The organism is Mycobacterium sp. RTGN5 (assembly GCF_033804465.1).
Classification (GTDB): Bacteria; Actinomycetota; Actinomycetes; order Mycobacteriales; family Mycobacteriaceae; genus Mycobacterium.
On sequence record NZ_JAPZLA010000001.1, the window covers coordinates 223,156 to 248,512 of the forward strand.

The 25,357-nt window shown below is 64.7% G+C and carries 19 protein-coding genes and 1 pseudogene; 14 read left to right on the top strand and 6 right to left on the bottom strand.

What is annotated here, in order from left to right; translation table 11 throughout:
- Position 1: 1 nt before the first annotated feature.
- The 5 genes from SLQ31_RS01055 (at position 2) to SLQ31_RS01075 (ending at position 5,770) form a co-directional block, all read left to right on the top strand.
- The gene (locus tag SLQ31_RS01055) at positions 2 to 961 is read left to right on the top strand and encodes a TIGR03564 family F420-dependent LLM class oxidoreductase (RefSeq protein WP_319428875.1); all 960 of its coding nucleotides are present in this window, start codon (positions 2 to 4) and stop codon (positions 959 to 961) included.
- 85 nt (positions 962 to 1,046) lie between these two features.
- Positions 1,047 to 1,430 carry a hypothetical protein gene (locus SLQ31_RS01060; protein ID WP_319428877.1) on the top strand — a complete coding sequence of 128 codons (384 nt, stop codon included), beginning with the start codon at positions 1,047 to 1,049 and terminating at the stop codon, positions 1,428 to 1,430.
- Positions 1,431 to 1,490: 60 nt separating this feature from the next.
- Positions 1,491 to 2,321 carry an LLM class F420-dependent oxidoreductase gene (locus SLQ31_RS01065; RefSeq protein WP_319428879.1) on the top strand — a complete coding sequence of 277 codons (831 nt, stop codon included), beginning with the start codon at positions 1,491 to 1,493 and terminating at the stop codon, positions 2,319 to 2,321.
- Between the two features lie 129 nt (positions 2,322 to 2,450).
- A complete protein-coding gene (locus SLQ31_RS01070; protein WP_319428881.1) occupies positions 2,451 to 2,897 on the top strand; it encodes an MmpS family transport accessory protein in 447 nt (148 codons plus the stop codon).
- A complete protein-coding gene (locus SLQ31_RS01075) occupies positions 2,894 to 5,770 on the top strand; it encodes an MMPL family transporter (RefSeq protein ID WP_319428883.1) in 2,877 nt (958 codons plus the stop codon). The genes SLQ31_RS01070 and SLQ31_RS01075 overlap by 4 nt, the downstream gene beginning before the upstream one ends.
- A gap of 6 nt (positions 5,771 to 5,776) precedes the next feature.
- On the opposite strand, the gene SLQ31_RS01080 is transcribed toward SLQ31_RS01075, so the two are convergent.
- Together SLQ31_RS01080 and SLQ31_RS01085 are read right to left on the bottom strand one after the other, a co-directional pair.
- Positions 5,777 to 6,256, bottom strand: coding sequence for a hypothetical protein (locus SLQ31_RS01080; RefSeq protein WP_319428885.1), 480 nt, complete (start codon positions 6,254 to 6,256; stop codon positions 5,777 to 5,779).
- Between the two features lie 145 nt (positions 6,257 to 6,401).
- Positions 6,402 to 8,516, bottom strand: coding sequence for an EAL domain-containing protein (locus tag SLQ31_RS01085; protein ID WP_319428887.1), 2,115 nt, complete (start codon positions 8,514 to 8,516; stop codon positions 6,402 to 6,404).
- A 103-nt stretch (positions 8,517 to 8,619) separates the two neighbouring features.
- On the opposite strand from SLQ31_RS01085, the gene SLQ31_RS01090 reads away from it, so the two are divergent.
- The 7 genes from SLQ31_RS01090 (at position 8,620) to SLQ31_RS01120 (ending at position 20,063) form a co-directional block, all read left to right on the top strand.
- Entirely contained in the window at positions 8,620 to 9,828 is a 1,209-nt protein-coding gene (locus SLQ31_RS01090) for an MFS transporter (protein ID WP_319428889.1), read from the top strand.
- A gap of 46 nt (positions 9,829 to 9,874) precedes the next feature.
- Positions 9,875 to 10,729, top strand: a complete 855-nt coding sequence (locus tag SLQ31_RS01095; RefSeq protein WP_319428891.1) for a universal stress protein — start codon at positions 9,875 to 9,877, stop codon at positions 10,727 to 10,729.
- Between the two features lie 4 nt (positions 10,730 to 10,733).
- The gene (locus SLQ31_RS01100; protein WP_319428893.1) at positions 10,734 to 12,137 is read left to right on the top strand and encodes an APC family permease; all 1,404 of its coding nucleotides are present in this window, start codon (positions 10,734 to 10,736) and stop codon (positions 12,135 to 12,137) included.
- A gap of 161 nt (positions 12,138 to 12,298) precedes the next feature.
- Positions 12,299 to 14,893 (top strand): EAL domain-containing protein, encoded by a 2,595-nt coding sequence (locus SLQ31_RS01105; protein WP_319428895.1) that lies wholly within the window; start codon positions 12,299 to 12,301, stop codon positions 14,891 to 14,893.
- A complete protein-coding gene (locus SLQ31_RS01110; protein WP_319428897.1) occupies positions 14,890 to 18,582 on the top strand; it encodes a response regulator in 3,693 nt (1,230 codons plus the stop codon). Before SLQ31_RS01105 ends, SLQ31_RS01110 begins: the two co-directional genes overlap by 4 nt.
- A gap of 10 nt (positions 18,583 to 18,592) precedes the next feature.
- Entirely contained in the window at positions 18,593 to 19,444 is an 852-nt protein-coding gene (locus tag SLQ31_RS01115) for a protein-glutamate O-methyltransferase CheR (RefSeq protein ID WP_319428899.1), read from the top strand.
- Complete coding sequence (locus tag SLQ31_RS01120; protein WP_319428901.1) at positions 19,431 to 20,063, top strand: chemotaxis protein CheB; 633 nt, start codon at positions 19,431 to 19,433, stop codon at positions 20,061 to 20,063. Before SLQ31_RS01115 ends, SLQ31_RS01120 begins: the two co-directional genes overlap by 14 nt.
- Here SLQ31_RS01120 and SLQ31_RS01125 read toward each other — a convergent pair.
- Positions 20,034 to 21,065, bottom strand: coding sequence for a fused (3R)-hydroxyacyl-ACP dehydratase subunits HadA/HadB (locus SLQ31_RS01125; RefSeq protein WP_319428903.1), 1,032 nt, complete (start codon positions 21,063 to 21,065; stop codon positions 20,034 to 20,036). The genes SLQ31_RS01120 and SLQ31_RS01125 overlap by 30 nt on opposite strands.
- A gap of 133 nt (positions 21,066 to 21,198) precedes the next feature.
- Here SLQ31_RS01125 and SLQ31_RS01130 point away from each other — a divergent pair, with 133 nt between their 5' ends.
- A complete protein-coding gene (locus SLQ31_RS01130) occupies positions 21,199 to 22,089 on the top strand; it encodes a DUF732 domain-containing protein (protein WP_413641492.1) in 891 nt (296 codons plus the stop codon).
- Here SLQ31_RS01130 and SLQ31_RS01135 read toward each other — a convergent pair.
- Positions 22,086 to 22,469 carry an SgcJ/EcaC family oxidoreductase gene (locus tag SLQ31_RS01135; RefSeq protein ID WP_319428906.1) on the bottom strand — a complete coding sequence of 128 codons (384 nt, stop codon included), beginning with the start codon at positions 22,467 to 22,469 and terminating at the stop codon, positions 22,086 to 22,088. The two genes, SLQ31_RS01130 and SLQ31_RS01135, sit on opposite strands and share 4 nt — an antisense overlap.
- A complete protein-coding gene (locus tag SLQ31_RS01140; RefSeq protein ID WP_319428908.1) occupies positions 22,456 to 23,160 on the bottom strand; it encodes an SDR family oxidoreductase in 705 nt (234 codons plus the stop codon). Before SLQ31_RS01140 ends, SLQ31_RS01135 begins: the two co-directional genes overlap by 14 nt.
- Before the next feature lie 117 nt (positions 23,161 to 23,277).
- Here SLQ31_RS01140 and SLQ31_RS01145 point away from each other — a divergent pair, with 117 nt between their 5' ends.
- The gene (locus SLQ31_RS01145; protein WP_319428910.1) at positions 23,278 to 24,210 is read left to right on the top strand and encodes a LysR family transcriptional regulator; all 933 of its coding nucleotides are present in this window, start codon (positions 23,278 to 23,280) and stop codon (positions 24,208 to 24,210) included.
- A 42-nt stretch (positions 24,211 to 24,252) separates the two neighbouring features.
- On the opposite strand, the pseudogene SLQ31_RS01150 reads toward SLQ31_RS01145, so the two are convergent.
- Positions 24,253 to 25,272 (bottom strand): annotated as a pseudogene (locus SLQ31_RS01150) (YbfB/YjiJ family MFS transporter); the annotation flags it as partial.
- Positions 25,273 to 25,357: the final 85 nt, after the last annotated feature.

Consider the following 25,357-nt stretch of genomic DNA (forward strand, 5'->3'; position numbering starts at 1 on the left):
GATGCGCATCGGATTGATGGTCGGCTCGGATAAGGAACGCGACCGCAAGGATCGCCTCGAAGGCCTGCTCGACGACGGAAGAGCCACCGAGGCACATGGTTTCGCGTCCTTCTGGATTCCACAGGTACCCGGATATCTCGACGCCATGACCGCGGTCGCCCTGCTCGGCCAGGTGACCGAGCGCATCGAGATCGGCACCGCGGTGGTGCCGATCCAAACCCGGCACCCGCTGATCATGGCCCAACAGGCGCTCACCACCCAGGCGGCCTGCGGCGGGCGGTTCGCCCTTGGGCTCGGACCGTCCCACCACTGGATCATCACCGACCAGCTGGGGCTGTCCTACGACAAACCGGCGAAGCAGGTGCGTGACTACCTCGACGTCCTCGCTGCGGCAGTCCAGGGTCCGGGCACCGTCGACGTGGACAACGACACCTACCGGGTGCACAGTCCCGTCGACGTGACCGACGAACACCTACCCGTCCTGTTGGCCGCCCTTGGTCCCACGATGCTGAAGATTGCGGGGGAGCGTGCCGAAGGCACCATCCTGTGGATGGCCGACGAACGCGCCATCGGCGACTACGTCGTCCCGGCGCTGGCGGCCGCCGCAGGGACCAAGGTGTCCCGCGTCGTCGCAGGTGTCCCCATCGCGTTGTGCGCCAAAGACGAGATAGCCGAAGCGCGTACGTACGCCAGCGAGGTCCTCGGGCACGCCGATTTCTCGCCCAACTACGTGCGGCTGCTGGAGCACGGGGACGCCCAGGACGTCGGCGACACCATGGCCGCCGGCGACGAGGGCGCGATCGCAGCCCGCTTGCGCGGTTACCGCGAGGCCGGAGTCACCGATCTCGCCGCCCGGGTCGTGCCGTTGGGCCGCGACGCCCATGAGCGAAGCAAGAGTCGAGAGCGCACCCAGGCGTTCGTCGCCTCGTTGATCGATGAATTCGCCTCCGACGGCGGCTGAAACGGCAAAGTTGGGATTGGTAGCACCTGCGCCAGCGTCAACTCGACACATCGCCAATGCGGCGGTGTGTAGAGGAGTGATGATGATGCGAGTGTCCAGCGTCGGGGCGGCAGTCGTCGCGGCCGGTGCGATAGTCAGTGCCGGCCTCGCGCTCAATGCCGCGACCGCTCAGGCGGATCCATTCGCCGCCCAGCCCCACAGCTGGTGCCCCGGACAAGCACTGCCATTCCAGAACCTTCAGTGGGACATGGGTGCGTGCCATACCTGGTACATCGTGCCCTTCGGGCAGGGCAATGTGCGGATGGTCGACTTGCAGGGACAACCGCTCGACAGCTTTATTTCCGCGGACGGGCCTGCGCCGATCCTCACGCCGCCGCCTCCGCCGCCACCGGCGCCTCCCCATCCGTTCTGCAGCCCGCGTGGTGCCCTCATCATCATTCCGCCGATCTGCGACGAGATCGGTTACTGAACGCCTCTGACCGCGAAACCACAGCAGGTGCACTCAGGGAAGAGCCATACCCTTGTGCACATGGAATTCGGCATCTCGACCTTCGTCAATGACGACACCATCGACACCGTGACCCTCGCCCGCGCAATCGAAGAGCGGGGCCTGCACTCGCTGACGATCGCCGAGCACACCCACATTCCCGCCAGCAGGCAGTCTCCGTACCCCGGGGGTGGTGACCTGCCGTCGTATTACTACAGCACTCTGGACCCGTTCGTTACGCTCGCCGCCGCAGCTGCGGTCACCACCAGCATCGAGTTGATCACCGGGATCGCCCTGCTCATTCAGCGCGACCCGATCATCACGGCCAAGGAAGCGGCCAGCATCGACCTCATCTCCGGCGGCCGGTTCGCGTTGGGTGTCGGCGCAGGCTGGAACATCGAGGAGTTGCGCGATCACGGCACCGACCCCAAGACCCGCGGCGCGCTGATGGACGAGCGCATCGAAGCCATCAAGGTCCTGTGGACCGATGACCCTGCCGAATATCACGGCAAATTCGTCGACTTCGACCAGGCGTATCTGCGCCCGAAGCCGGTCCAGAAACCGCACCCGACGATCTACATCGGCGGCGATTCCGAGGCCACGGTCAGGCGGGTGATCCAGCATGAAGCCGGCTGGATCTCCAACCCTGCTCCGGCCGAGCACCTGGGCATGCGGATCGAGCAGATGCGTGCCGGAGCAACCCACGACATTCCGCTGACGACGTTCGGCACACCGATCGATCCGGAGTACTGGCGCGCCCTCGACGGACTGGGCTACCGCCTGGTGAATCTGGCACTGCCGACGAAAACGCGGGACGAATCGCTGCGACTGCTCGACGAGTACGCCGAGAAGGTTGCCCAGTACCGCGGCTAGGCCTCAGTAGCCCCGTTTCCCAGTGTTGTGGAGTACGGTCCCGTGTCGTACTGTCAACTAGGTTGATTAGCCGCCCTATAGAAGTTTCGTCGCCGTCAGCGCCTGTCGCCGCTCATGAAAGGGTCACGGATGCAGCGGGTTTCGATCGGACGCCGATTGGGCAAGCGCTGGATGCTGTTGGTCGCGGTGGTTGTCGTCGCGGTGGCCGGCTTCGCGGTGTATCGCCTGCATGGCATCTTCGGCTCCCAGGACGTCACATCCACGCCGAGCGGCGCCGGCAACGACATCGTTCCGTTCAACCCCAAGCGCGTGGTCATGGAGGTCTTCGGGCCGCCGGGCACGGTGGCGACGATCACCTATACCGACGTCAACGCCCAACCGCAGCGCGCCGACAACGTCACCCTGCCCTGGGCCTACGACACCACCACCACCCAGCCTGCGGTCTTCGTCAACATCTCCGCCCAGGGCGACAGTGACTCGATCGGCTGCCGGATCAAGATCGACGACGCCGTCAAAGACGAGCGAACCGTGAACACCCTGAACGCCTTCACGTACTGCCTGGACAAGTCCGGATGAGCCACCGGATCCCGGACTTCATCCGGCGGTTCTCGGTGGTCATCGCGCTGTTCTGGCTGGGCCTGGCCGTGGTCACGAACGTCTTCGTGCCGCAGCTGGAGACCGTCGCCGAAAAGCACAATGTGTCACTGAGCCCGCAGGATTCGCCGTCGCTGGTGGCCGCCAAACGGATCGGCAAGGTGTTCGGCGAGTTCGACTCCGACAGCTCAGCGATGATCGTCCTGGAAGGCGACCAGCCGCTCGGCGCCGACGCCCACCACTACTACGACGGCCTGATCAAGAAGCTCGAGCAGGACACCACACACGTCCAGCACATCCAGAACTTCTGGGGAGATCCGCTCACCGCGGCCGGCTCGCAGAGCGCCGACGGCAAGGCTGCGCTGGTGCAGCTGTACCTCGCCGGCAACCAGGGTGAGTCGCTGGCCAACGAGTCCGTCGACTCGGTGCGCGACATCGTCAACAACAGCCCGCCGCCGCCGGGCCTCCGCGCGTACGTCACCGGCGCCGCGCCCCTTGTCACCGATCAGTTCGAGGTCGGCCGCCACGGCACCCTGAAAACCACGCTGATCACCCTCGGGGTGATCGCGGTGATGCTGTTCTGGCTCTATCGCCGCCTCACCACGGTCTTCTTCGTCATCTTCACCGTGATGATCGAGCTGACCGCGTCCCGCGGATCGGTCGCCGTGCTCGCCAACGCCGGCATCATCGAGTTGTCGACGTACTCGACCAATCTGCTCACGCTCTTGGTGATCGCCGCCGGAACCGACTATGCGATATTCCTTCTCGGCCGTTTCCACGAGGCCCGGTACGCCGGGCAGGACCGGCTCTCGGCATACAACTCGATGTATCACGGCACCGCGCACATCATCCTGGGCTCGGGCCTGACGATCGCCGGCGCGGTGTTGTGTCTGATGTTCACCCGGCTGCCCTATTTCAACAGCCTGGGCGTGCCGGCCGGCATCGGTGTGATGATCGCCGTGATTGCGGCACTGACCCTGGCGCCGGCCCTGCTGGTCATCGGTCGCCACTTCGGCCTGTTCGAACCCGCCCGCCCGATGCGCACCCAGGGTTGGCGACGCATCGGCACCGCCATCGTGCGCTGGCCCGGCCCCATCCTCGTGGTGACGGTCGGCATCGCCCTCATCGGTCTGATCGCCCTGCCGAACTACAAGACCAGTTACGACGCCCGCGGATACATGCCGGCAGACGCGCCGGCGAACGTCGGCTACACCGCCGCCGAACGCCACTTCACGCAGGCCCGGCTCAATCCCGAACTGCTGATGATCGAAGCCGACCACGATCTGCGCAATTCCACCGACATGATCCTGCTCGAGCGGGTCGCCAAAGCGGTCTTCCACACCCCGGGCATCGCACAGGTGCAAGCGATCACCCGCCCGCTGGGCACGCCCCTGGACCACACGTCGATACCGTTCCAGGTCAGCGCCGGCAGCCTCGGGCAGATCAACAGCCTGCCGTTCCAGCAGGCCCGCAGCGCTGACTTGCTCAAGCAGGTGGACGTGATCAACAACTCGATCGACATCCTGCGCCAGCAGTACGCATTGCAGCAGCAGTCCGGGGAAGTCACCGACGAGCAGACCAAGGCCTTCCAGGACACCGTCACGACCGCGCAGGACCTGCGCAACAAGATCGCCAACTTCGATGACTTCTTCCGGCCGCTGCGCAGCTACTTCTATTGGGAGCCGCACTGTTACGACATCCCGGTCTGTGCGGCGGTGCGCTCGCTTTTCGATGCACTCGATGGCATTGACGCGCTGACCGACCAGCTCGGCAACGTCGCGGGCAGTATCGCGAAACTCGATGCGCTGCAACCGAAGCTGCTGGCGCTGATCCCGCCGCAGATCGATAGTCAGCAGACCAACCGCGACCTGACCCTGACTAACTACGCCACCAACTCGGGCATCAACGACCAGTCGCAGGCGGCACTGCAGAACTCGACTGCCCTGGGCCAGGCCTATGACGCCTCGAAAACCGACGACACGTTCTATCTCCCGCCGGAGGCGTTCACCAACCCCGAATTCCAGCGTGGCATGCGGCTGTTCATGTCACCGGATGGCAAGGCCGCCAGGATGATCATCACCCACGACGGCGATCCCGCTACACCCGAAGGCATTTCGCATATCGACTCGATCCGCAACGCCGCCCAGGAAGCGGTCAAAGGCACGCCGCTGGCGGGGTCCAAGATCTTCATCGCCGGCACCGCGGCCACCTACAAGGACATCCAGGACGGCGCCAAATACGACCTGATGATCGCCGGGATCGCGGCGCTGAGCCTGATCCTGCTCGTGATGATGTTCATCACCCGAAGCATCGTCGCCGCCTTCGTCATCGTGGGCACCGTGGCGCTGTCGTTGGGTGCGTCGTTCGGCCTGTCCGTGTTGATCTGGCAGGACATCTTTGGGATCCACCTGTTCTGGATCGTGTTGGCACTGGCCATCATCCTGCTGTTGGCGGTGGGGTCGGACTACAACCTGTTGTTGATCTCGCGGTTCAAGGAGGAGATCGACGCTGGGCTGAACACCGGCATCATCCGGTCGATGGCCGGCTCGGGTGCCGTGGTGACGGCGGCCGGCTTGGTGTTCGCCGCGACGATGGCGTCGTTCATCTTCGCCGACTTGCGGATCCTCGGTCAGATCGGCACGACGATCGCGCTCGGTCTGCTGTTCGACACGCTGATCGTCCGGTCGTTCATGACCCCGTCGGTCGCGGCCCTGCTCGGCCGTTGGTTCTGGTGGCCGCTGAAGGTGCGACCCCGCCCCGCCAGCCGGATGCTGCAGCCCTATGGGACACGGCAATCGGTCCGTCAGCTCCTGCTGTGGGACGACGACGACGCGATAGCCAAATCGCGGAAGTGACGAAAGTCAGGCGCTACCAACGGTAATGAGTTCATCGGTCGACTCGGGCTCCAGTACCGGAATGTCCTGCAGCTTGCGCTTCATCCCCGCGACCTTGCGTAGCTGAACCGCCATGTTCATCGAGGTCAGCATCGGGATGCCACCGATGAAGGTCCGAAACGACGGGTGACCGCCGTCGAGATGCAGCATGAACAGGCAGCCGACCACGTAGAAGAACCCCATGGTGAACAGCGCTGCGGGGATCCCGTAGGCCAACGGGGATCGCGCATCGGCGACCAGTTCGGAGGCGTAGTCGAATTCGTCTCGCGTCAACGGCTCACGCTTGCGGACCTTGGCCAGCACCGCCTTGTGGGCGCCCACCTGGTCACCCATCGGGTGGGAGGTCCGTCGCTCCAGTCGGGTGATGTACACGAAGACACAGCTGCCAAAGACGATCGCCATGACAGCGGCGAGGATGGTGAGGTCACCCCACGGGCCGAGATTCACGTGGTCGCTCCTTCGATCGGTGGGCGTTCTCCCCTAAAACGCTACCTGATCTAAGTATTCTTCCCGGACCTCACAGGAACCCGACAGGTTCTGCGATTTCGGCGCGCAAACCGCCGCTGAGCGAACGAAAGCGCGCCGAAATCGCTCAAGAAGTGCTCCGACGCTGGCGCTTCTCGTACACGGCGTGGTCCGCGTGGTCGAGCACGGTGTCGATCGAACGTCCATCGCCAGGGCGGTGGGCTGCGCAGCCGATCGTCAATCCGACTGCGACCTGGGTGCCGTCACCGAGCGTGACCGGTTTGCGGTCCAGATCCTCGGTGATCCGGTCGGCCAGCCGTGCCAACTCCGGCTCGTCGGCGGAATGGGTGATCACCAGGAATTCGTCGCCACCCCAGCGGGCGACCATGTCGTCGTCTCCGACAGCGTCGCGCAGGCGACAGGCCACCTCCACCAACAACCGGTCACCGGCGCGGTGGCCGTGCTGATCGTTGACGGCTTTGAATCGCTCGATGTCGCAGAACAACACCCCGTAACCCGCTTCACTGGCTTCAAGCCGTTCGAGACGGCCCCAGCCGGCCGATCGGTTGGCGATCGCGGTGAGTGGATCGGTGGCGGCTTGGCGAGCCAGATCGGCCTCCCGGATGCGGTCGGCGGTCACATCCACGATTTGAGATACGAAGTAGCGCGGCGAATCTCGTGGGGCATGCACGATCACCACGGTCAGGGCGCCCCATACAATGCGTCCGTCCGCGGCGATGTAGCGCTTGTCGATGCGGTACGAACGCCGGCGTCCCTCCAGACAATCGGTGAGCAGGGACACATCGGCGTCCAGATCGTCTGGGTGGGTGATCTCCTGAAAAGTGAGTTCCGCCAGCTCCCATTTGCTGTACCCGAGCATCGCGCGCAGGGCCCGATTGGTGCGCAGGAACGCGCCGTCCAAACCGACGACAGCCATACCGATCGGCGAATGGGCAAGTGCCAGTTCAAATCGCCGCTCGCCCAGGAGGTCGACTTCGGTGCGAAGCAGATCCGCTGGCGCAGCGGTAGCCTCGGCAGGCTCAAACCCATGACCGACGGGCCGTGGCCGACTGAGGTAAAAACCTTGCACCGCGGTGATGCCGACGGCGGCGACAGTGTCGAGCTCGCCTTGGCTCTCAACACCTTCGGCGATCACCGTCGCGCCCATCTGTCCGGCGAGCTCGGCGATAGCGTGCGCCAGCCGTCGCCGGGCGTCGTCAACGTCGATGTGTCGAGTGATGGACTGGTCGATCTTGACGAACTCGGGGCTCAACTCAAGTACATGCGAGAACGAGGAGAAGCCGGCGCCGACGTCATCGACCGCGATCCGGACGCCCCGTGACCGGCACGGCTCCAGTGCTTCCTCGAGCTCTCCGTAATCCAGCACAGCAGAATGTTCGGTGAGTTCCAGCACAATTCGCGACGGGTCGACGTCGGCGAGTATCTGGACCCACGGCGCCACCAACGCCGCTCCCGGTGAGATATTCACTGCCACGAACACCTCGTTGGGCAACCGCGGCACCATGGACATGACCCGGTCCAGAATGGCGGTCTCCAGTTCGATCCCCAGGCCGAGCAACGCCGCCTGTGCCAGAAAGGCATCGGGGCGGAAGGGGGCGTGGGGAAAGCGTGCCAGCGCCTCCACGCCCATCACCTTGCCGGACGTCACGTCGTGGACAGGTTGGAACACCACCTCGAAGTCGCGTTCGTACACCACCTTTCGGACTACTGCGCGCTGGGCGGCAGTGGCGTCCGGCCCCTTGTCCGGCGATTCGATCAGTGTCCCAATGAGTTCGGCGACTTGCTTGACGACTCGCAGGTCGATATCGGCGAGGTACGGCTTGGCCTCTCGGCTGACCGCGCACACCATCCCGATCGTCGCGCCGTTCGGGCTGAGCACCGGCACGCCGACGTAGGCGCCGAGATTCCATTCGCCGGTGACCGGCATTGCGGCGGTCGTCTGATTGGCCGCCGTGTCCGGGATGATCGCGGGCAGCCGTCCGTCGATAACGCGAACGCAGTACGAATCCGATAGCGAGGCGCGGTCACCCGCCGAAAGATTCACCGGTTCGGTGTCGCCGTCGAGCACCTCCATCGTTTGCATGCCATCGCTGAAGGAGGACAGCCACGCGGTGTCGAGGCCGAGGCGAGTCCGCAGCAGGCTCAAGAGGGTACGGACCAGTTCGACGGGGATCTCTGGCCCGTCGTCTGAGAGAGGCTCGCCGTCCCCCTCGAACCGCATAACCACTAGTAGACCCCACCGCCAGCCAATCTGCACTGGAATGCCAGGGTCGATAGGAGTGTTGCGCGGGTAGCAACTTTCGACGACGGGGAGGCAATGACTGATGGGGCGAGCGCACATCCAGCCGTCGACACCAGCGCGGGCCTTGTTGCCTGCGGTACTGGCGGTGCTGTTCGCAACCGGGTGGGCCGCCAACCACTTCACGGCGCTGCTACCGGTGCTGGCTCGGAGCGAAGGATTGGGCCGCACCGCACTTGACGGCGCGTTCGGTATCTACGCAGTCGGATTGCTGCCCGGTCTGCTGGGTGGCGGAACATTGTCCGATCGGTGGGGTCGCCGGCCGCTGCTGCTGACGGGTGCCGCCGTCGCGGGGGTGGGGAACCTCGCGCTGTTGTGCTGGCACGACGAGATGGGAATCTTCATCGGCCGGCTCATCGTCGGAGCGGGTGTCGGGGTGGCGATGAGCGCAGGCACCGCGTGGAGCGCCGATATCGGTGGCGGGTCGGGATCGGTGCTCGCCGGTGTGTCACTCAGCGCCGGATTTGGTTGTGGCCCGGTTGTTTCCGCGCTCCTCGCACAGTTTTCGGCGGCCCCGGTCGATGCGCCGTTCGCGGTCTCGGTCGGCTTATCGGTCGCTGCCGTACTGGCTGGCGTGGTGCTGGCCCGCCCATCTGGCGGTTCCGGCCGCGCCACGTCGGAGCGGGTGGTTCCCGCCGACGCCGGCAGCGGGCAGGGCGTGGTGGCGGCACTCGGCGCGGCGCTGCCGCTGGCGGTGTGGGTCTTCGCCAGCGCGACGGTGGCCATGGTGACGATGGTCGAGCGGATGCACTATCGCTTCAACGGGCCGCTGCTACCCGGGAGCGCCGCGGCGTTGACGCTGACGTCAGGTGTTCTCATTCAGATGGTTGCGCGGCGGCGGGGATGGGGCCCGCGCTCCGGTGCAGCGGGCGCGCTGGCCGCGGCAATCGGATATGGCACGGTCGCCGCTGCCGGGGCGACACCCCCACTTGCCGCCTTCGTGGCCGTCGCGCTCGTGCTGGGTGTCGCGTACGGCCTGTGCCTACGGCAAGGCCTGGTCGATGTGGAGACCCTGTCGCCGCCCCGGCTGCGCGGAACGCTGACCGGCATTTTCTGGGCCGTCACCTATCTGGGCTTCGGCCTGCCCGTGCTGCTGGTCACGATCGAGCCTGCCGTCGGTATCACCACGCCGATGATCGTGCTCAGCGTTGTAGCAGTCGTTGTCGCGGTGTTGCGCGCGTCATCGGCCAAACGCACTGCAGCACATACTGTTCGGGATGCGACGACCGTGTAGGTGTCAATCCTCTGAATAAAGGCCGGACTTCAGCTAATTTGACCCAGTGAGACTGCTCATTGGTTATCTGGCCACCCCCGGCGGCGCCGACGCTCTGGCGCTGGGTGTCCGTCTGGCCAGAACGTTCGACGCCGAACTGGACATCTGCGCGGTGCTTCCCGTTCCCATTCCGCTCAACATGGAGTACCAGGGTGAGCTCGGCGACCAAGCCGAACAGTGGCTCGACGAAGCGCTGGAGACCGTGCCCGAGGGCATCACCGCGCACACCCATGTGAGCTTCCACGAATCCTTCGCCGAGGGCATCAGCGCCGAAGCCGAGCGGTTGGCCGCGGCGGCGATCGTAGTCGGCGGGGCCGGTGGTGGCCTGGCCGGTGGATTCTCGCTGGGCTCGGTCGTCAACGAACTCTTGCACTCGGCGCCGGTCCCCGTCGTCGTTGCACCGCGCGGCATCCGGCACTCGGACGTCGAACGAATCCGCAGCGTCACCTGTGCGGTCGGGATGCGCCCGGGCGCCGAGCATCTCCTCGACATGGCGGTGCGCGTCAGCACCGCGGCGGGAACACCGTTGCGGCTGGTGTCCCTTGTCCCGCAGGACGAGTACGGGTCGCGCAATCAGGCCGGTCCGGAGACGATTCGGCAACAGGCGCTCGACCACGCCGCCGCAACCCTGGCGACCGCCAAGTCGTCGCTGGCCGAGGGATTTCCGGTCTCCGTGATGGTCGCCGACGGCGCCACGGTGGAGGCCGCGGTGGAGAAACTCGATTGGCGCGACGGGGATCTGATCATGGTTGGCTCCAGCCGACTGGCTCAGCCGAGGCGGCTGTTCCTCGGCTCGACGGCGGCGAAGATGCTCCGGGTCTTGCACGTCCCACTCGTGGTCGTTCCCCGTCAGGAAGGGTAAACCCATGTCTGCGAGCACATCCCCGCCCAAGTCGCACCTGTCGAGGTCCCTGGGTCTGTGGGCCATCGTCGGCCTGGGTCTGGGATATATGACCCCCATGACCGTCTTCGACACCTTCGGGATCGTCTCGGGGGAGACGAATGGTGTGGTGCCACTGGCCTACATCGTCGCCCTGGTCGCGATGGTGTTCACCGCGATCAGTTACGGCCGGATGACCCGCGTCTATCCGTCAGCCGGGTCGGCGTACACCTACGCGTCGGAGACGATCCATCCGAACTTCGGCTTCGTCATCGGATGGTCCTCGCTGCTGGACTATCTGCTCCTGCCGATGGTGAACGCCGTCATTGCGCGCATCTATTTCGAATCCTTCTTTCCTGGCGCGCCGTCGTGGATTTTCGTTGTCGTCTACGTCGGCGGCATCACCGCCCTGAATTACCTGAGCATGAAGGGCACGTCGCGTGTCAACGGCATCCTTGTGGTCTTCCAGGTGGTGCTCATCGGGGCGTTTTTGGTCCTGGCATCGGTGGCGCTGAGCAAGGGCGTCGGCCACGGCACGATCTTCACCCTCGACCCGCTCGTCCATGCGGGCGTCGAGATGCAGGCGGTGATCGCCGGCGCGACGGTTGTGTGCTTCTCGTTCATCGGCTTCGACGCGATCACGATGTACGCCGAGGAGGCCAAATCGCCGGATGTCGTGCCCAGAGCCATCGTGCTGGCGTTGTTCATCGGTGGCGCCATCTTCTTCGCTGCTGCCTGGTTCAGCCAGTCGGTGTTCCCGACCCTCGATGGCTTCGAGACCACCGACGACACGCTGCCCGAGATGGCACTGAAGGTCGGCGGCATGCTGTTCAAGGTTTTCTTCGTCTCGGCGGCCCTGGCCGCGGTCATCGCGTCGAGCCTCGCCTCACATGCCAGCGTGGCGCGGATGATCTATGTGATGGGCCGTAACGGCAAGGGGCGATTCGGCCGGTTCCTGTCGCACATCGACCCGCGGTTCCTCACTCCGACCCACGCCGTGATCATCGTGGGCATCGTGTCGCTGCTCGCGGTCAAGTTCACTCTCGAGTTCGCGTCGTCGATGATCAACTTCGGCGCGCTCATCGCCTTCACCGTGGTGAACCTGACCATCATCGTGTACTTCGCCTTCCGGTTGAAGCGGCGTCGCACACCGAAGGAGATCGTCACCAACATCGTGCTGCCGGCGATCGGGATGTTCCTTACCGGCGTGCTGTGGGTCAACCTGCATTTCGACGCGCTCCTGTACGGCGGGATCTGGCTGGCGATCGGGATCCTGGTGCTCGTCTACCTCACCAAGGGCTTCCGTGAGCAGCTGACGATGCGCATCGAAGAGGAGACACTCGCGGAGGAAGGCACGCCCGTCGTGCACGTCAAACACGGGCAGGAGTGACGTAGGTGCGGCCTTGGTCCGTGGGTTGCCGACTCACTGAACTTCTCCATCGGTGTCGTGCCAGGGGCTGACTGAGCGCACACTGGGGACGATTGTTTAGGGGAAGACGTGGGGGTGGGGAGCCGGTGCTTGTTCCGGACGTTGCGCGGGAGGGGTCATTGGTGCCTCTGCTGACGGATGGCGACATGGCGGCACCGATGGCAACCCAGCACCAACAGACGGTTCTGGTGGTCGACGACGACGCGCGTCTTCGTGACCTGCTGTGCACGGTGCTGACCCCGCTGGACCGCGAGATCCTCCAGGCCGGTTCCGGGGAAGAAGCGCTCACCGCGCTGCTGCAGGGCAAGGTGTCCGTGATCGTCATGGACATCAACATGCCGGGGATGGACGGGTTCGAGACTGCGCAGCTGATCCGAGGCGCGGGCGAGCACACGTCGACGCCGATCATCTTTCTCACCGGTCAGGCGGACGACAAGGACCTGCACCGAGGCTATGACCTGGGCGCGGTCGACTTCTTGCTCAAGCCGGTTTCCCGTCGGGTGCTGTACGCGAAAGTCAAGGCGCTGCTGGAGCTGGACCAGTCTTTTGCCCGCCTGCGCATCGAGGCGGCAAGCCTCCACGAACAACAGCTGCAGGTTGCGCGCTCCGCCGAGATCCGGCAACGGGAGGAGCTGGCCCTCACCCGTCGGCGGGAGAGGCTGGCCAACATCTTCGCCGAGGACAGCCTCGATCTGGCGTCCTTGGAGAAGACGATCGTCACTGAGCTGAGCCAGATGTTCGCGGCTGATTGCTTGCTCCGCCTGCCGGTTACCGACGACGGTTGGCACGATTCGTTCTCACACCCGGAGTCGGGTGGGATTCCGGAACTGCCGCAGACGTGGCTTGTCGGGCAGCTGGTCGACGGGGTCCAAGGGCTGAGGTCACGTGGGCAGGTCATGGTCGGCCAGTTGACGGCCCGAGGTCAGCACGTCGGCTTCCTCTGTGTCGGGCGAACCGATGGCAGGGCCTTCTCGGAGGTTGAATTCGCACTGTTCCGAGGTGTAGCAGTGACAGCTGCGCTGGCGATTTCCAATGCCGTGCTCTACCGGGTCCAGGCTGAATACGCCGCCGTCATGCAGGCCACTGCCGACGCGATCCTCGCTGTCGATGCCTCGGGTGCCATCCGCAGCTGCAACAAGGCCGCCACCGCGCTGTTCAGTGGCCATTCCGACACGTTGATCGGCCGCTCCATCGTGGAGCTTGCCGTCGACACCGACCGAGACCGGTTGCGCGAACACTTGGACGGCACTCTGGCGATGCACCAGGAAGTCTCGCTGGAGATGGCGTTTGCCGCCAACGCCCGCCGCCCCGTTGACGTCCTGATCACCTTGTCGCCGGCCGGCGACGCAGCCGATCGGCACGTCGCGGTCGTCGTCCACGACTTGACCGAGATCAAACAGGCCCAGCTGGTGATCAGCCACCTCGCCAGCCACGACCCCCTTACCGATCTGGCCAATCGGCGACAACTGAACGAGCGCCTCGCCGACCTTTCCCGCCAGAAGGATCGGGGGATCTTGACCGCCCTGCTGTACCTGGACATCAACAGGTTCAAGTCGGTCAATGACACCTATGGTCACGACACCGGGGACGAGCTGCTTGTCGAGGTGGCCGCGCGGCTTCGGTCGGCGGCGCGCAGCGACGACCTGGTCTGTCGCATCGGCGGCGACGAGTTCATCGTTCTGCTCGACGATGTGCCGTCGATGACCGCTGCGGTTTCGGCCGGTAACGAAATCCTGGAGGCGGTTCAGGAACAGCCCGTGCGCTGTAATAACGTGACCCTGACCCCGTCGCTGAGTATGGGTATTGCCGGACTTGGCGCGAGCGCGCACACGCCCGAGGAGCTGCTGTCGCAGGCCGATATGGCCATGTTCGAAGCGAAGAAGAATCGACTGGACGAATGCGTGCTCTACACCGATCTGATCGGGTCACGACATAAGGGGAAGATCGATCTACGAGCGGAGGTGCCCGGTGCGATCGCGCGATCGGAGTTCCGCGTGGCTTACCAGCCGATCGTAAATTCAGCCACTGGAGCGCTTTTCGGTCTTGAAGCACTGGTCCGTTGGCGGGTCGGTGGTGAGGAGATGCCCGCGGAGGAGATCATCACCTTGGCCGAGAGCGCCGGGCAGATCGGTCAGCTGAGCCGCTGGATATTGGCACGTAGCTTCGAAGACTACGCAGCGCTGGGTAGAAGCGACCTGAAACTGCATGTGAACCTCGCGCCGGATCACGTAGCCGAAGGCAGCTTTCTCGATGACCTGATCGGAGTTCAGCGCGCCAATCAGATACTTCCGGAAAGCATCTGTCTGGAACTGGCCGAGCTCACATTCTATGGTGATCCCGCCGCTGCGCGTCTGGCACTGCGCAGGGCTCGGAGCATCGGATTCAACTTGGCGATAGACGATTTCGGCATAGATCACGCGAGCATGACCAATTTGCTGCACATTCCCGTCGACTGGTTGAAGATCGATCGCACATTCGTCGCCCAGGTTCACGACGACCAGCGGGTGCAACGACTGGTGCGCAGCCAGATCGCCCTGGCCGCCTGCATGCAGGTCGATTTAATTGCCGAAGGTGTCGAAAATCAAGAACAGGCCGATTGGCTTCGGGAAGCGGGATGTGTTCTGCAGCAGGGCTTCTGGTATGCGCATCCGGTCGAGGCGGCAGACCTGGCCGCGAATGTAGCCAACTTTAGCGCACGCGAGAATGAGGATGGATGACCGGTACTGAGATGACGGGCACTGAGAAGGCCTCGAGGATGTCGCTTCGACAGCTGGTTTGGGCGTGCGTGGGCACCATCACTCTCGTCTTCGTCGCCTCTATGTCGATCTTTCTCGCCGCACGCTTTTCGGTGGCGGATTCCGTGCATGAACTCAGCGGGAGGGTGCTGCCTGCGCAGGACGACGTTTCGGCGTTGAGTCGGGCGTATGTGGACCAGGAGACTGGCTTGCGGGGTTTCATGCTCACCGGCAACCCATCATTTCTCGATCCTTACAACCAAGGCAGAGCCGAAGCCGATCGGCTGGTCGCCAACTTGCGTACGCATTTAGCCGGCGATGTCGAAGGAAACCAGCTACTGAGCGCGGTGGTCGCTGCCGCCGCGGACTGGGCCGCCCAAGCCGCCGAACCCGAGATCAGGGCCCGTCGCGCTGGTCCCGTCGCGCCGGCTCAGCTCGATTCGATGACGGGGATGGGCAAGGACCTGTTCGACGCGTTGCGGACGCAACTGTCGGCCCTGCAGGCCCGTGCCGGTCAGCTGATCGATGCCCAGCTGGCTCAGGTGAATTCCGCGCAGCTCATCGCAAATTGGGCCCAAGGCATAGCCTCCGCCCTGATGTTTGCTGTCGTGGGTGCCACTATTTGGCTGTCGCGGAGGCTGCTGACCCGGCCGGTCAACAGTGTGCAGAGTGACGTGACCGCGGTCGCCGCGGGCGCCTACGATAGACCGATTCGCAGCCTTGGACCGCGGGAGATCGCCGGGCTCGCCGCCGCGGCGGAAACCATGCGCAGCAATATGAACGTCGCAAACGCGAGCCTCGCCGACCAGGCCATCCTGAGCGAAAAAGCACGCCGTTCCAAGGAGATTCAGGCTCACCTGTTGACCGAGGTGCAGGGAGCCATCGACCCGGCGACGGCCTGCGCGACGATCGTCACGCGTACCGCCGAGGCCGTTGGCGCCCAACACGGGGCACTGTATCTACGGCAGTCCGACGACGACCGGTTCGCCCTGACCGCCTCGTATGCGTTCCACCGTCGCAAAGACATCCCCACTTCCTTCGGGCTCGGAGACGGTCTGGTCGGCCAATGCGCGCTGGAAGGCAACAGGATCGAGGTCACCGGTGCACCTGGTGATTACGTCGAGATCGTGTCCGGATTGGGCAAGACCGAGCCGGTGTCGCTGATTTTGATCCCCATCAAGTTCGAGTCAGAAGTACTCGGCGTCTTGGAACTCGCTGGGCTTCGGCTGTTCTCAGATGACGACATCGAGCTCCTGGAGAGCATCGCCCTCGGCGCCGGGGTGACCATCAGCGCCATCGAGGCGACGCAGAAGACGCGCGAGTTGCTGAAGCTATCGCAGGCGCAGACAGAGGAACTGCAGGCTCAGGAAGAAGAGCTGCGGACCGCCAACGAGCAGCTGATACAACGCGAAGATCAGTTGTCCTCACAGAACGCCGAGCTGGAGGAGACCACCGAGGAACTGCGCTCGCAGCAGGAAGAGCTGCGGGCCACTTCGGAGCGACTCGAGACGCAGGCCCAGACCCTCGAGGGCAAGAACTCCGAACTGCACCGTCTCAGTCAGACTCTCGAAACCAAGGCTGAGGAACTGGCGGTGTCGTCCCGGTACAAGTCGGAGTTCCTGGCGAACATGTCACACGAACTGCGTACCCCGCTGAACAGCATCTTGATCCTGGCCGGCCTCCTGTCTGAATCAGACGAACCGCTCAACGACAAGCAGCAGGAATTCGCGGAAACGATCCAACAATCCGGCAAGGATCTGCTGAATCTCATCGACGAGGTTCTCGATCTCGCCAAGGTCGAATCTGGATCGCTGCACCTCGAGCGGGAGGTGATCGAGGTGGGCGAGCTGGTCGATTTCCTGGAGCGGACGTTCCGCCCGATCGCGGAGCACAAGGGTGTGACGTATCGAGTTGTGGTGGGTGCGGACACGCCAGGGCAACTCACGAGTGATTACACGCGGGTGAAACAGATCGCGAAGAATCTGGTGGCCAACGCGATCAAGTTCACCGACAACGGATCGGTGACCGTGGAGCTGTCCGGAGCCGGCGACACGGAAGGCAAGCCGGGCAACGGGTTTGTGTCGCTGGCGGTCGTCGACACCGGCATCGGTGTCGACCCGAAGGATCACCATCTGATCTTCGAGTCGTTCCAGCAGGCCGCGCGAGGAACGACAAGGCGGTACGGGGGTACCGGTCTCGGGTTGGCGATCAGCCGAGAGCTGGCGCGCAATCTCGGCGGCGAGATCACGCTGCGCAGCGCGCTGGGACAAGGATCGACGTTCACCTGCTATCTGCCGGTCGATGCCATGCCGGCCGGCGACGCTGCGCAATCCGAAATCCCCGCCGCCGCACCGGCGGCCGTCCGGTCCAACGGCGCGCCCTCCGCGGAAGACCGGAGCGCTCTGGGGCGCTTTGAGGATGTGGATGTTTCCGCCGTCAGCTGGCCCGAGGGAACCAAACCCGTTCTGTTGGTGGTCGAGGACGACCCCACCTTTGCGGCGATGTTGGCCGAGCTTGCCAAGGAAGCCGGGTTCGATGCGGTCGTCACCGAAAGCGGCCGAATGGCCCTCGCGCTGGCGAAGAAACGCAAGCCCGCCGCCATCACCTTGGACATCGGCCTACCGGACATGGCCGGCTGGGTTGTTCTCGACGTCCTCAAGCATGACCTCGCCACGCGTCACATCCCGGTCAATCTCATCTCAGGCTCGAACGACGACGGACGCGGGCGCCGGATGGGTGCCATCCACACCCTGAGCAAGCCCGCCGATATCACCGCGCTGCGTTCGATGTTCACGGCCGTCGCCGATTTCCTGAAGCCGGGACCGCGGCACGTGCTGGTTGCCGAAGACGACGCCAGCCAGCGTCAGGTCGTCAAGCACATGATCGAGAGCGACGATATTGCGATCACGTGTGTCGGTACCGGTCAGCAGGTGTTGGCCGAGCTCGCGGGAACAACCTCCTACGACTGTCTGGTTCTCGATCTCGGGTTGCCCGATATCGACGGGATCGATCTCATCGAACAGATCAAGGTTCAGCTCCAGGAGAAGAGCCTCCCCGTGATCGTGCACACCGGACGAGAGTTGACCGCAGCGGAAACGCAGCGCCTCGAGGCCCTGGCGTCCGCGATCGTGTTGAAGAACGCCAAATCGCCCGAGCGACTGCTGGATGAGACCGCCCTGTTTCTTCATCGCGTCGCCAACGACATGCCCGATTCGGCGCGCGAAATCCTCTCCAACCCAAGGCGTATCGACGAATCCCTGGAGGGCAATACAGTTCTGCTCGTCGACGACGACGTCCGGAACGTATTCTCGCTCGGCAGCGCGTTGAAGCGGTACGGCATCAAGGTGATACCTGCCAGCAATGGGCAAGAAGGGCTCGACGCACTCGCCGCCCATCCTGAGATCGGGCTGGTGTTGATGGACATCATGATGCCCGTCATGGACGGCTACGAGGCGATGCGCCGGATCAGGGCCGAGGTCCGCTGGCGCAGCCTTCCCGTCGTCGCGCTCACCGCGAAAGCCATGAAGGGCGACCGCCAGAAGTGCTTGGACGCAGGCGCATCGGACTATGTCACCAAGCCTGTCGACATGGACCAACTCACATCGGTGCTCCGGGTGTGGCTGGCCAGCCGGCCACGGACAGAGCGGAAATCGTCAAGCAACAGTGAGTAATCCCGCGGAAATGCCAGACGCGAATCGATCCCAGGAACTCACTGCGATCGAGGCGGAAGCGTTCTTCTACACAGTGTTCGAGCATCTCGGCTACGACTTTCGCCATTACTCCGACGCTTCGCGAAACAGAAGGCTGACGGCTTTCGTCGGGAAGCATTCACTGGGCACCATCTCCGAAGCGCAAGGCCGGGTCCTTCGCGACCCGGCGTTGCTGTCGTCCTTTCTGGCGACGATGACGGTTAACGTCACCGAGATGTTCCGGGACCCGTTGGTGTTCGCGAAGATTCGAACAGAATTGCTGCCCAGACTGGCCACCTATCCGAGCATCCGGATCTGGATCGCGGGCTGTGCTACCGGCGAGGAAGCGTATTCCATGGCGATCCTGCTGGACGAGGCCGGCCTGCTGGATCGGACGACGATCTACGCCACCGATATCGACAGCGACTCGTTGCGGGCCGCCGCGTCGGCGATCTACCCGGCGGATGCGATGGTCGGCGCCACCCGTAACTACCAGGCCAGCGGCGGGGAAAGACCGTTCTCGGACTGGTACATCGCGAAATACGACCGCTGCATTCTCAGCCCGACGCTGCGATCACGACTGGAGTTCTTTTCGCATAACCTCGCCACCGACAGCGCATTTGGCGAGTTTCACCTGATCATGTGCCGAAACGTCTTTATCTATTTCGAGGAGACACTTCAACACAGAGTTGAGCGGGTCTTCTGGGACAGCCTGGCGCCGTTCGGCAATCTCGTCATCGGTCCACGCGAAGGCCTCACCGGTGACGGCACACGACTGTTCAAGCCACTGGACCGTCGGCTGGGCGTCTACGCCAAGAGCCAAAACCAGCATGCCCGGCCCTGATGTCATCGTCATCGGCGGCAGCGCCGGTGGAATAGGCGCGTTGCGGGGCATCTTCGAGACGCTCAACGACATCGGCAACAGGGTGGCCGTTGTGGTCTTGCACCGCGCGCCCCAATACGGCGGGCTCGCACTAGTGCTGCAGGGATTCACCGGGATTCCGATTCACGAACCGAGCACCAGTCCGTGGGCATGCCCGTCGGGTGCAGTGACGCTGGCCCCGGCCGGCTACCACTTGGTGGTGGGCAATGAGCGCCGCCGGTCGGGGCGGCCGCAGACTCCTATCGAGCAATACGACACCGGTCCCGGTGTGCGCGCGCACCTGACGTTGGATGCACCAGTTCTGTGCTCGCGACCCTCGCTTGACGTGCTGTTCGCAAGCGCAGCCACACTCGCCAATTCGGTGACGGCCGTTTTACTTTCGTGCGCCAGCGAGGACGGTGCCGAGGGCTGCGCGATTGTCAAAGCGGCCGGGGGACGCGTCGTGATTCAGGATCCAGCCACCTGCGATGCTGCGGTGGCGGTCAATGCGGCGATGCGCAGAGTGGATCCCGACCACGTCGCCGATCCGCAGGGGATCGGACGCTGGCTGTCAGCGGAACCGCACGCTCATCGTCGCTAGCCCGAAGATCTTGCGGCCATCGGACTTGGCCCCGACGAGCACGACACCCGAACGGGTTTCCGGGTCAAGCGATTTGATCTTGCCGCTGAACTCGATGTCCGCGCCGTCTTTGGCCGACACGATGGCAGGCTGGGACAGTCGCACCGCGAAGCGGGTAACTGCACCCGGGTCACCCGACCAGGTGGAGTGGAAACCGGCACCCAGACCCATGGTGAGCATTCCGTGGGCGATCACATCCGGCAGCCCGGCCAGCTTGGCGATGCCCTCGTCCCAGTGAATCGGGTTGGCGTCACCGGCGACGCCGGCGTAGTTCACCAAATCGCCTCGGGCCAGGCGGGTGTGGTGCACCGTCAGCTCGTCTCCGGCCTTCACATCGTCGAACGACGGCGTCCCCGGTGTGCGGGTCAACCCGCCCTCGGAGATCCGGATCTCTCCGGCTGGCCGCACCTCTTTCTCGTATGCGCCATCGGCGTCCGGAATGTCGAGGATGTTCATGTCGTGCATCATCGCCTTCTGCACGGCCGCCTTGACCCCGGCGTCGATGTCCTCAGCGGTCACGCCGACCACCGTGGTGTGCAGGGTGTGTACCCGCTCGCCGTCAGCGTCGGTGAAGGTGTTCGTGACGGTGATGAAGTCTCGGCCCGCGGTCCGGCGGACCGCGGTCAGCTCGACGTCGATGGTCAGTTCGTCACCGGCCACGATCGGGCGGTGCTGCTCGAAAACTTCTTCGGTCTGCAGATAGGTGTCGTAGCCGACGACGATCTCTTCGAACATGCGGCGATTGCATTGCATGCCGGGCGCGGAGGTGAACGTCAGCGGCGCGATCACGTCCGAGTAGCCCAGCTCCGCGGCGGCGGCGACGTCCCAGTGCGCGGGGTGGTAATCCTGCACCGCGCGGGCGTACTCGCGCAGCTTTTCGCGGCCGACGAGGTAGGTGCCGTCCATCTGGTAGTAATGGCCGACCCGCGCTTCAAGCGGCGACGTACTTGCTGGTGCGGTCATAAATTGCTCAACTTTTCTGTCGGCGGTTCGCTGACACCGACCAAAGCACACTAACGCGCGTACACCGGGGCGATACACGCCGATACGATTCGGCTGTCCAGCGGAAGCGAGCGTACGGCGGTTGGGGTGAGCCATGACCGGAGCGCCGACGGCCTGCCCCTATTGCGGGGCTGACCTCGACGGCACTGGAACCTGCGCGCGCTGCGGAGGCGTGACAACGCCCATCGCACTGACCGGATGGCGCCCGGACCCGTCCGCCCGCCACGAGGGACGGTATTACGTCGCGGGCCGGCCTACCCAGCGCGTGCGCAACGGAAGGGCCGAATCCAGCGACCCCACCGGTGGTCAGATGCTGCCCGCCTATGTCGAGGTGCCGGCCGCCCGGTCCGGCATTCGCATGACGTGGCTGGCGACCGGGGTGACGACCGCAGTGATCGTCATGGTCGCCGCCGTCATCGGTGTACTGCTGTGGGCCCGGCACCGACCGGCGCCGCCGCCGGAAATCGATTACGTGCAGGCACTCGAAACCGCCGGGCTGATGAACCAATTCAATTCGCAGGCCAATGCCGTGGCCCATGGGCATGACGTATGCGCGCAGCTGGAACATGGCGGGCCGCAACAGGGTCTGCTGGCCGACAAGATCGCGGTCGACGTGTTCTGTCCGCAATTCAACCAAGGTTTCCGCATTCTCGAATCAGCCAAAATCTCCGGGGTTTTCGTCCTCACCGACAGTCTGGGCATGGGTTCGATCGAAGCGGACGGTAAAACGTGCCACGGAACGAACGGGTACGCCGACGTCGGCCGCACAACTCCGGTGACCGTGAAGAACGGCAAGGGTGAGATCCTCACTTCGACATCGTTGGGCCCGGGGACCGGGGATAGCGCAACGTGCACGTTCTCCTTCACCTTCCCCATCACCGAGGGCCAGGACCGCTACGTCGTATCCGTGGGCCACCGAGGCGAATTCAGCTACAGCTTCGAACAACTCCGATCTCACGGACTCCAGATCCGGCTCGGCCGCTAATCCGGCGCGGGGCTGGCCTGGTAGTGGGCGATCCGCCAGCCGTCGCCGACGCGGGTGACGACGACACCGAGGCGCAGCTCGACAGGATCCCGATCCCGGAACGCGAATGTCGCAGCCAGGTAGCCCAGCGCTGCGTCGTCGGCGAGGCGACGGGATTCCAGGATCCGATACTCCACCGTCATGCCCGCAGGCTGGGAGTCGTAGTAGGCGAACACCCCGTGCGGTCCGACGCTGAACGGCCGTAGTCCCTGAAAGATGGCATCGGCGGTGAACACCGCGGCAACCGATTCTGGGTCGTGTGTGTCGATTCCGTGTTTCCACTGATCCAGCACGCCGCGCAGGATCACCGCGGAGTCCTCGGAATCGCTAGTGCCCGGCACTTTGCCCTCCGTCCACATGGAGGATCTCACCGGTGACGAATCCTGCCCGCTCCAGATACAACACCGCGCCGACCACATCGTCGACCTCACCGATCCGGCCCATGGGGTGCAGCTGCGCGAGCGCCTCATAGGTGGACGGGTCGTGCATCGGGGTGCCGATGACACCAAGGGCGACCGTGTTGAACCGGATGCCTCGGCCGGCGTACTCGATGGCCAGGGCTCTGATCGCGGCGTTGAGGCCGCCCTTCGTCAGCGACGCCAGCGCCGAAGGCACCTGGGAATTGGCCTGATCGACCAGGCTCGTGGAGATGTTGACGATGTGTCCGCCGGCATCCATCGCCACCACTGCGGCTCGAGTCATCTCGAAGAAGCCGCGCAGGTTCACTCCCGTGATCGCGTCGTAGTCGGCGTCGGTGTAGTCGGTGAACGGCTTGGAGATGAAGATGCCGGCGTTGTTCACCAGTGTGTCGACGCGACCGAAGCGCTGTAGCGCCGCGTCGATGACGCGCTGTCCGACGCCAGGATCGGCGATATCGCCGGCGACGGTGAGTACCAGTGGGTCATCACTCGCACCGATGGTGCGGGAGTTCGCGACGACCGCATAGCCCAGGTTGCGATAGCCCTGCACCAGGCCCGCGCCGATCCCCTGCGAGGCGCCGGTGATGACGGCTACCTGTGTCGGAGTGTCCATCTTGGAAATCCTTTCCTCGCTGTGTCCCTGGGTCAACATCCCTGGTGGTCCGGCGATGCCGGGCCAGGACGACCGATCATCTCCCTGCTGAGAGGCTGCGCCTATTAGGCTGCAGCGATGGAGTTGCGGCAACTGCGCTACTTCGTCGCGGTGGCCGAAGAGTTGAACTTCGGCCGCGCGGCCCAGCGTCTGCGGATTGCCGGGCCGTCACTGTCCCAACAGATCAAGGTCCTCGAGCGCGATCTCAAGGTAACGCTGTTCGATCGCGACCGGCGCTCAGTGGTGCTCACCGCTGCCGGTGCCGCGCTTCTGCCGGAGGCCAGGGCGCTGATCAGCCAGGCCGACGAATTACGCAGGCGCGCATCGAATTTCGGGGTGTCGCAACCGGTTCGCATCGGCTACGTGAACTGGTGTCCGACCGATTGGTCCGAGCGGGCCGCGGGAATCGCGGAGCTGCGGGTGGACACCTGGGTGATGCCGTCGCATGCTCAGGCCGCCCGCGTCGCCGATGGCAGCCTCGATCTGGCGATCTGCTGGGTCCAGAACACTGATCTGGAAGCGTTGTCACTCGAGGCGCGGCTGCTGGGCGTGGATCCGCTCTACGCGCTCGCTCTCGGCCCAGACGAATCCCCGGTGGAAGCCGCCGACACCGTGGCTCTTGTCGATGCCGATGCCAACAGTTGGTCGTCGTGGAATCGCTATGCCGAGCATTTCGCCGCCGCCACCGGCGCCCGCATCATGCACACCGACGACGGGGGCGTCACCGGCCCGACGTTCTTCGAGCACATCCGTGGCCTGCGACGTCCGGTCCTCAACAACCCCAGAGGCCAGAACGAACCGCTGCCCAAGGATCTGGTGCGGCGTGCGGTGGTCAACCCGTCACCGCTGTGGACGTGGTCGCTGGTGTGGCGCCGCGACGACGACAATCCCGTGGTCCACGCCCTGGTCGACGAATTCACCCGCGGTATCGGCGATTTCGGGGTGCGCGACCCGTCCGTCTGGCTGCCTCCCGACGATCCGCATCAGCCCGGCGACCACGGCTGCGGCTAATACCACCAGCGCGGCGACCACCAGTGCGGGCCGGAACCCGTCCCGCAGCAGCGGGCCCACCACCACCGGTCCCAGGATCTGACCGACCGAGTATCCCGCGGTCAACAATGCGACGGCCCGGGGATAGCGCAACAGCCGGGCAGCCGCCAGCGCGAGCGTGCTGATCCCGATGAAGGTGCCACCGAAGAGCACGGCACCGACCAGCGCGGCCGCGACCCCGCCGAATACACCGGCGGTCGCGATCCCAGCCGCCTGCGCGCACAGTGCATTCACCAGAAGCCACGAATGCGACCACCGAGCGCTGAGCACCGCCCACAGTGCCGCCGAGGGCACGGCGGCCAGACCTACCACCAGCCACGTCGCGCCGCCGAGCCAGTGCGGCGCGTCCTGCGTCACCGCCGCCACCAGGAATGTGCCGGCGATGATGTAGCCCACGCCCTCGAGGGTGTAGCTCACCGCGAGCAGCATGAAGGCTCGGTGTGGCGGTCTGATTCCCGCGTCGGCTGCGGCCGGTGGGGCGATCGGGGCCGGCTGCATCGTCCAGGCGAGGCCAGCCAGCACCGCGGCCAACGCCGCCGAGGCCCACCAGGCCAGCTGCCACTGCCCGCTGGCTAGCACCAGGACCGCTGACAGGGCGATGCCTGCGCCGATTCCGCCGAAGCCCCAGCCGGCCAGATGCGCTGGCCGCCCGTGCAGATGCTCCAGCAAGGTGTTGACGGCGATCACGAACACCAGCGCACTGGCGAATCCGGCCAGCGCGCGCAGGGCAGTCCACTCGAATGCATTGGTGGCCAACGGCATTCCCGCCAGACTGGCAACGAGGACGGCCAGAGATAACCGGCAGGCGACGACCGACCTGGCCAGGCGCGGCCAGAATGAACCGGCCAGCGCACCGGCCAGGTATCCGACGTAGTTGGCGGTGGCCAGGCTGGCGGCGGTGTGTGGTGCGAGGCCCGCCTGTGCCGTCATCAGCGGGAGGATCGGGGTGTACACGAACCGGCCGATGCCCATGGCCGCGGCCAGTGCCGCTGCGCTGCGCACGACATGCGTGTGGTGTTGCATTGGGCCATCGTGGAATCCACCCAGGGCGGTCGGCCACGACTAGCGGGCTCACAGCTGGGAGGAGTTGGCTCCGAGTATCAGGGCA

Excerpts from the sequence above, each read along its gene's own strand:
- SLQ31_RS01055 (WP_319428875.1), top strand. The coding sequence starts at position 2 with ATGCGCATCGGATTGATGGTCGGCTCGGATAAGGAACGCGACCGCAAG.
- SLQ31_RS01060 (WP_319428877.1), top strand. The coding sequence starts at position 1,047 with ATGCGAGTGTCCAGCGTCGGGGCGGCAGTCGTCGCGGCCGGTGCGATA.
- SLQ31_RS01065 (WP_319428879.1), top strand. The coding sequence starts at position 1,491 with ATGGAATTCGGCATCTCGACCTTCGTCAATGACGACACCATCGACACC.
- SLQ31_RS01070 (WP_319428881.1), top strand. The coding sequence starts at position 2,451 with ATGCAGCGGGTTTCGATCGGACGCCGATTGGGCAAGCGCTGGATGCTG.
- SLQ31_RS01075 (WP_319428883.1), top strand. The coding sequence starts at position 2,894 with ATGAGCCACCGGATCCCGGACTTCATCCGGCGGTTCTCGGTGGTCATC.
- SLQ31_RS01085 (WP_319428887.1), bottom strand. The coding sequence starts at position 8,516 with ATGCGGTTCGAGGGGGACGGCGAGCCTCTCTCAGACGACGGGCCAGAG.
- SLQ31_RS01090 (WP_319428889.1), top strand. The coding sequence starts at position 8,620 with ATGGGGCGAGCGCACATCCAGCCGTCGACACCAGCGCGGGCCTTGTTG.
- SLQ31_RS01100 (WP_319428893.1), top strand. The coding sequence starts at position 10,734 with ATGTCTGCGAGCACATCCCCGCCCAAGTCGCACCTGTCGAGGTCCCTG.
- SLQ31_RS01110 (WP_319428897.1), top strand. The coding sequence starts at position 14,890 with ATGACCGGTACTGAGATGACGGGCACTGAGAAGGCCTCGAGGATGTCG.
- SLQ31_RS01115 (WP_319428899.1), top strand. The coding sequence starts at position 18,593 with ATGCCAGACGCGAATCGATCCCAGGAACTCACTGCGATCGAGGCGGAA.
- SLQ31_RS01120 (WP_319428901.1), top strand. The coding sequence starts at position 19,431 with ATGCCCGGCCCTGATGTCATCGTCATCGGCGGCAGCGCCGGTGGAATA.
- SLQ31_RS01125 (WP_319428903.1), bottom strand. The coding sequence starts at position 21,065 with ATGACCGCACCAGCAAGTACGTCGCCGCTTGAAGCGCGGGTCGGCCAT.
- SLQ31_RS01130 (WP_413641492.1), top strand. The coding sequence starts at position 21,199 with ATGACCGGAGCGCCGACGGCCTGCCCCTATTGCGGGGCTGACCTCGAC.
- SLQ31_RS01140 (WP_319428908.1), bottom strand. The coding sequence starts at position 23,160 with ATGGACACTCCGACACAGGTAGCCGTCATCACCGGCGCCTCGCAGGGG.
- SLQ31_RS01145 (WP_319428910.1), top strand. The coding sequence starts at position 23,278 with ATGGAGTTGCGGCAACTGCGCTACTTCGTCGCGGTGGCCGAAGAGTTG.